The sequence below is a fragment of the Mesorhizobium sp. M7A.F.Ca.CA.004.06.1.1 genome, assembly GCF_003999135.1.
GTDB lineage: Bacteria > Pseudomonadota > Alphaproteobacteria > Rhizobiales > Rhizobiaceae > Mesorhizobium.
In genome coordinates this window covers 1-6,386 of record NZ_RZPQ01000307.1, presented here as the reverse complement: position 1 = coordinate 6,386, position 6,386 = coordinate 1, and the positions used below count along the sequence as shown (strand labels likewise).

General features: G+C 63.3%; 7 protein-coding genes. 2 read left to right on the top strand and 5 right to left on the bottom strand.

Annotated elements, in window-relative coordinates:
- From EN906_RS18670 to EN906_RS18660, 3 genes are all read right to left on the bottom strand, one after another.
- The coding region (locus tag EN906_RS18670) for a sugar ABC transporter substrate-binding protein (protein ID WP_127375295.1) at positions 1-1,010 on the bottom strand (1,010 nt) is incomplete at its 3' end.
- Positions 1,011-1,311: 301 nt separating this feature from the next.
- Positions 1,312-2,340, bottom strand: a complete 1,029-nt coding sequence (locus EN906_RS18665) for a LacI family DNA-binding transcriptional regulator (RefSeq protein ID WP_127271475.1) — start codon at positions 2,338-2,340, stop codon at positions 1,312-1,314.
- 177 nt (positions 2,341-2,517) lie between these two features.
- Complete coding sequence (locus tag EN906_RS18660; RefSeq protein WP_127270871.1) at positions 2,518-3,747, bottom strand: MFS transporter; 1,230 nt, start codon at positions 3,745-3,747, stop codon at positions 2,518-2,520.
- A 171-nt stretch (positions 3,748-3,918) separates the two neighbouring features.
- Here EN906_RS18660 and EN906_RS18655 point away from each other — a divergent pair, with 171 nt between their 5' ends.
- Entirely contained in the window at positions 3,919-4,209 is a 291-nt protein-coding gene (locus EN906_RS18655) for a DUF3175 domain-containing protein (protein WP_127270870.1), read from the top strand.
- Positions 4,210-4,221: 12 nt separating this feature from the next.
- Here EN906_RS18655 and EN906_RS18650 read toward each other — a convergent pair whose 3' ends face one another.
- The gene (locus tag EN906_RS18650; RefSeq protein ID WP_127271478.1) at positions 4,222-4,998 is read right to left on the bottom strand and encodes a FadR/GntR family transcriptional regulator; all 777 of its coding nucleotides are present in this window, start codon (positions 4,996-4,998) and stop codon (positions 4,222-4,224) included.
- A gap of 102 nt (positions 4,999-5,100) precedes the next feature.
- Positions 5,101-5,997, bottom strand: a complete 897-nt coding sequence (locus EN906_RS18645) for an NAD(P)-dependent oxidoreductase (protein WP_127266785.1) — start codon at positions 5,995-5,997, stop codon at positions 5,101-5,103.
- Positions 5,998-6,116: 119 nt separating this feature from the next.
- Between EN906_RS18645 and EN906_RS18640 the strand changes: the two genes are divergently transcribed.
- On the top strand, positions 6,117-6,386 hold a 270-nt coding region (locus EN906_RS18640), incomplete at its 3' end, for an NAD(P)-binding domain-containing protein (protein WP_164777229.1).

Below are 6,386 nucleotides of genomic sequence, written 5' to 3'. Positions count from 1 at the left end.
TCCTTCAAGTCCGGGTCTTCGGCGATCGCCAGCGGCAGCTTCACCTCTTGTGGTACCACCTCGCCTTCGAGTGCGGCGATCGCGGTCTTGATGGCGACGGCGACCTGAGCCGGACCCGAGCCGGCGGACGAGCACTTCAGCCCGTCGGCCGAATGCGCGGCGCAGAACTTGCGGAAGCCGTTCTCGGTCTCGCCGCCAAACGGCACGAACGGATGCTTGGCGTCGATCATCGCCTGCACGATGCCGGTATCGCCGCCCTGGCCGGTGATGCCGTCGAACGGACCGTTGGTGGCGATCGCATCGGCGGTCACTTTCTGTGCCACGCCGTCATCCCACTTGCCGGCGACTTCGGTGACGTCCCACTTCTTGCCGGACGCAGCGAAGACCTCGTGGATGCCGTTGTGGCGGTCGGTGTCGACGGAGGTGCCGGCGACGCCGCGCACTTCCAGGATCTTGCCGCCATTCGGTATCTTGGCGACCAGCCACTTGGCCCACAATTCGCCAAGGCCTTTCTGATCGACATTGACGTTGATGGCATCCTTGGTGTCAAGGATGTTGTCGAAGGCGACCAGAACGATGCCGGCTTCCTTGGCGCGCTTGATGACCGGACCGAAGGCTGTCGGGTTCTGGGCGTCGGTGACGATGGCGTCATAGCCGGAATCGATGAAATTGTTGATCGCCGAGATCTGCGCCGGCACGTCCTCGCCCGTCGAGACGACCTTGAATTCCTTGATCTTGGCTTTGACTTCAGGTTGTGCGGCGTAGGCCTTGGCTGTCTGCACCATCTGGATACGCCAGGTGTTGGCGATATAGCCATTGGCGAAGGCGATGCGGAACGGCCCTTCCTTCTTGGGATATTTGAAAAATTTGGTCTCCGCGCTCCACGGCGCGAAACAGTCCGCCTGAGCGGCGGGACCCGACACGATTTCGGGTCCGGCGGCCATGGCGGCCGAATTGAGCATGACGAATGCAGTGGCGGCAACGACGCCACCAACAAGTGACTTGATCATCGATAATCCTCCCGATTGCAGTTCTGATTGTCGTTTCGCAATGCGAATTTTTCGCGCGATGGACCGGCACCTCCCGCCTCGTCATGCGCTTCCTTGGTCGCCGGTGGTGGCCGACCCGGTTCCTCCCTTGTCGCCGCCAGCGGGGCGAAAACTATCATATTATCCATAATAAACAAGTATTAGTTGTCACTTATGTATAATAAACAGGCGCAAACTATCGTTGATACACCTGCCCGGAGGAGATGGTAGCGCTACCAAATTGGCGTGTAAACCGGCATTCGCACAGTCGCTCCTGTGCGTTTCAACGCGCCGTGCTCTCGCGGCGCTTGAGTTCGAAACCGAGGTCGACGATCCGTTGCTCCGGTCTGTTGCCGGCGATCGCCGCCAGCGCCATGGCGACGGCACGCCGGCCGATCTCATAACGATGGGTGCGGATGCTAGTGACCGAAGGAAACGCCACCTGCATCATGTCGAGATCGTTGAAACCGACGATGCCGATCGTCTTCGGCACCGCGATCGAGGCGCGATGGCATTCGAACAAGACGCCGAGCGCGATATCGTCATTGTTGCAGAAGACACCGTCGAGTGTCGGCACCTTGGCCAGCGCGTCGCGGAACATCTCGCGGCCGAGCGACACGCTGGACAGCACCGGCGTGGTGGTTACGAGGCGCGAGTCGAACAGGCCCGCGGCCTCCATCGCCGCGCGATAGCCGGCAAGGCGCCGCTGCGAACGCGGATCCATGCGCGCGCCGATGAAGCCGATGCGGCGATAGCCCGCCTCGATCAGATGCTCGGTCGCCGCCCTGCCGCCATCGAGATGCGAGAAGCCGACCATCATGTCGACCGGATCTGGACCGGTTTCCATGACCTGCACCACAGGGCAGCCGGCACTTTCCAGCAGCTTTCGCGAAGCCGGTGTCTGATCGATGCCGGCGACGATCAGCGCGGCTGGCCGTTGCGAACCGAACACCTGCAGCAGCCGCTCTTCCTCGAGGCCGGAATAGTGGGTGTTGCCAAGCTGGATGCGGAACGGGCTGGCCGACAGGCTGTCATAGATGCCGCGCACCACCTCGGCGAAGACGTTGTTGGTCAGCGACGGCACCAGCACGCCGAACACCTCGGCGCGCGCCGAGGCGAGCGCCCGGGCATTCGGGTCCGGCACGTAGCCCAGTTCGTCGACGGCGGCCTGGATCTGGCGGCGCAGCTCTTCGGACACACGCTCCGGCTCGCGCAGGGCGCGCGACACGGTGATGGCGCCGACGCCGGCCTTGCGTGCGACATCCGCGATGGTCGGGCGACCGCCGCCCCGGCGCGAGCGCGGCTTGGTCAAGGACGCACTCCTGGCGACTGGCTTGTGCAGCCAAGCGCCTTTGGAACCATATTCGGGGTCTTTGCCACCGTCGTCATGCCAAACCGGCCTGTTGCCGCACCCATTCGCCTTCCGGCGTCGCGCAGCCTTGGGTGGTTGTCAAGCCGCGCAGCTCCCGGACCATTGGGCACGGTGAGCTCAGGCCGTCACGGCTGTGCTGCGCCGTGCCTTCCAGAACAGCAGCCCGATCGCCACCAGGTTCAGCAAATTCCACGCGATGCCGTTGAGGAATGCGGCGGCGTAGGAACCAGTCAAATCGTAGATCCAGCCCGACATCCAGCCGCCGATCGCCATGCCGAAGATGGTCGCCATCATGACGATGCCGATACGCTGGCCGGCCTCCCTGGCCGGCATGTAATCGCGCACTATGATCGCGTAGCAAGGCACGATGCCGCCCTGCGACAGGCCGAACACCAGCGACACCACATAGAGCGAGGCAAGCCCGTCGAACGGGATATAGAACAGCAGCGACAGGCACTGCAGCACCGAGCCGATCATCAATGTCCACACCGCGCCGATACGGTCGGCGAGGAAGCCGGACGCCAGCCGGCTGACGACGCCGCCGGCCATCATGATCGACAGCATGTCGGCGCCATGCGCCACGCCGTAGCCGAGGTCCATGCAGTAGGCGACGATATGCACTTGCGGCATCGACATCGCCACGCAGCAGCCGAGCCCGGCGACGACCAGCAGCACCTGCAAGGCCGCCGGCGACAGCGAGATCGGCTGCACCGATCGGCTTCCGGGCGAACCCGCGACGGCCGCCGCCGGGGCACCGCGCCGCAGCATCAGCACCAGCGGCACCATTGTCACCAGGCAGAAGATGCCGATTGCCGCATAGGTGAAGCGCCAGCCTTCCGCCTTCATCAGCGTCGGCATGATGGTCGGCCACAACGCTCCGGCAAGGTAATTGCCGGCCGCCGCCGCCGTGACCGCGACACCGCGACGACGGTTGAACCAGTGCGAGATATCGGCGATCAGCGGCCCGAAGATCACCGACGTGCCGACACCGATCAGCACTCCTTGGGCAAGCGTGAATTGCAGGATCGAGGTCGACAGCGCCGCGAGCAGCAGGCCGGCGGAAAGCGCAATCGAAGAGAGCAGCGCCGGGATCCAGTAACCCATCCGGTCGATGGCGCGGCCGACCAGCACGTTGCCGGCGGCGAAACCGACCATGGTCGCGGTGTATGGCATGGACGCCGCGGCGCGGTCGACGCCGAACTCGGCCTGCACCGCAGGCAGCACGACGACGACAGCCCACATGCCCACGGCGCCGATCGTCGCCAGCAGCATCGAGATGGCAAGCCGCATCCAGGCATAGGAGCTGTCGATGCCGGGGCCGGGCTGGATGCTGTCGGTTCGGGTCAAGGCGTTTCCTGTCGGCGGTCTCGGAGATCGGCTGCCGTTTGCGCCACTATCGGCGCATTCTCAGGCCGCAGCAGCGCCACAGCGGGCAAATCCGTGGCTCCAGAGCCAGGCCGGAACCGATGCCGATGTGCAGAGTTTTCCCGGCAACCCACCCTGCAAAGGAGTCCAGCGATGACCGCCACCAGGAAAAAATGGTCGGCCGAGGTGACCGAGCACAGCAACGCAATGGATCTTGAGGATCACGTCTTCGAATCCGACGACGCCAGGAAGATCGCCGGCTCGCTGAAACGATCCGCCGAACACAGCCACAGGCGCAAGGCCGAGCCTTTCCAATCCGCCATGTCGATGCTGAATTTTTACATCAACCGCGCCGGCAAGAACTTGCCTGCCGCGCGCAAAAAAGTGCTTGAGGACGCCAAGGACGAACTGCGCAGCGCCTTCGGACGTGACAAGGATGATTAGCGGCGGCCGGCCCTACCGGGCGCGGATGACGCCGTCTGTGTTGGCGAGCAGTTTGCGCACTGCATTGCGCGCGGCGTCGGGGCGCTGCAAGCGGATGTTCTTCTCGATCGCCTCGTGCAGCTTCTGCGCGTGGTTGAGATCGTCGATCTCCCGCGTCGTATAGGCAAAGAGGTGATCGAACGCGGACTCGATCAGTACGCCGAGCGGCACCAGAAGGTCATTGCCCGAAGCCCGCAGGATGGCAAGATGGAAGCGCGTGTCGGCACGGGTCCGCTCCTGCAGGCTCGTCGCCTCTCCCATCTCCCGGCAGGCCAGGCTGATCTCGGCCATCTGCTCGTCGGTTCTTCGCATGGCGGCAAACGCGGTCGCTTCCGGCTCGATGATGTGGCGGAATTCCTGCACCGTCTTGAGGAACACTTCGCGATCCGGCGACGTCGCGTACCAGGCAAGCACATCGCGATCGAGCAGGTTCCAGCGTTCCTTCGGCTCGACCCAGCTGCCGATCTTGGGACGTGAGGCCAAAAGGCTCTTGGCCATCAGCATCTTGATGGCTTCGCGCACCGCCGAGCGGCTGACGCTGAAGGTCTCCGACCATTTCGCTTCATTGGGCAGGATGGTGCCGGGCGGATAGTCGCCGCGCACGATCCTGAGGCCGATTTCGCTGGCCAGCGAGGCGTGGACGCTGGAGCCTGGGATACGCGCGGCGTCGGCGCGGCGAACGCCGCCCGGACGGTCCCCGGAGACCGCCTTCCCCAACGATTTTTCCTTGTTCGGCTTCGCGTCCCGCATGGGTTCCAGAAAGTCCGTATTAAGCAGGCTGTCAAGCGCGGCAAGCGGCTTGCACCGCAAAGCCGCCCGCTGTGCACAGATCAGCCCCGATTGCTTCGCGGATCAGTCCTGCTTGACGTATTTGCGCCAGCTATGCTCCGGGCGGAAGCCCAGCACGTCGCGCGCCTTGCGGTTGGAGAGCAGCGTCTCGTATTCGCCGAGTTCGGCCTTGACCGTCACGCCGGGGTAGAACCGCTTCAGGAGTTCGGCAGTCGGCAGGTCGGACGAGGTGTCGTCATTGGCCGCGTTGAACACCTGATAGCCGAGCCCGTCCTTCTCGATGGCGCGCAGCGTGATCTGGCCAAGGTCGCGCGCGTCGACATAGCTCCAGGCGATGCGCTTGCGGAAACCCGGATCGGCGAACCATTTCGGAAACAGCGAATATTCGTGCGGCTCGATGACGTTGCCGATGCGCAGGGCGTAGATGTCGGTGCCGTTGCGTTGCGCAAAGGCCCGCGCCGTTTTCTCGTTGACGACCTTGGACAAAGCATAGCTGTCCATCGGATCGACATCATACTCCTCGTCGAGCGGGAAATATTTGGGATCGCGCGGCTCGTTGGCGAACACAAGCCCATAAGTCGTCTCGCTGGAGGCGATGATAATTTTGCGGATACCGAGCTTAACCGCCGCCTCGATGACATTGTAGGTGCCGAGCGCATTGATGCGGAACACCTCGTTGTCGGTGGTGATCATGATGCGCGGGATGGCGGCGAAATGCACCACCGCATCGACCGGCTGCGGGCGCAGCGAGGGGTCGAATTCATGCAGGCCCATATAGCTCGACAGTGCGTTGAACACCTGCCCGCTGTCGGTGATGTCGGTAATCAGCGTGCGCACCTTGGGATTGTCGAGCGGCTTGGTGTCGATGTTGAGCACCTGGCAGCCTTGCTCGACCAGATATTGGACGACATGGCGTCCGGCCTTGCCGCTGCCGCCGGTGAACATGATCCGCTTCGTCATTTTGCTCTCCACATCCTCAGGAATTTATGTGTATTGTCAGACAATATCGCCATCCGCAACCACCCTCGCCTGCAAAACGGCAGTGCCTGACATCAATCATTGCAACAGGACTTGAAGACATGAACACGACTGCCGCGAGCGAAAAGATCGGCTTCATCGGGCTTGGCCTGATGGGCCACGGGATCGCCAAGAACATCGTCGACAAGGGCTACAGCCTGACCTTCCTCGGCCGCAAGAACCGCAAACCGGCGGAAGACCTGCTTGGCCGCGGCGCCACGGAAGCATCGACCTCGCGCGATGTGGCGGCGGCATCTGATATCGTCTTCATCTGCGTCACCGGTTCGCGCGAGGTCGAAGCCATCATTCGCGGCCCCGGCGGCCTCAAGGAG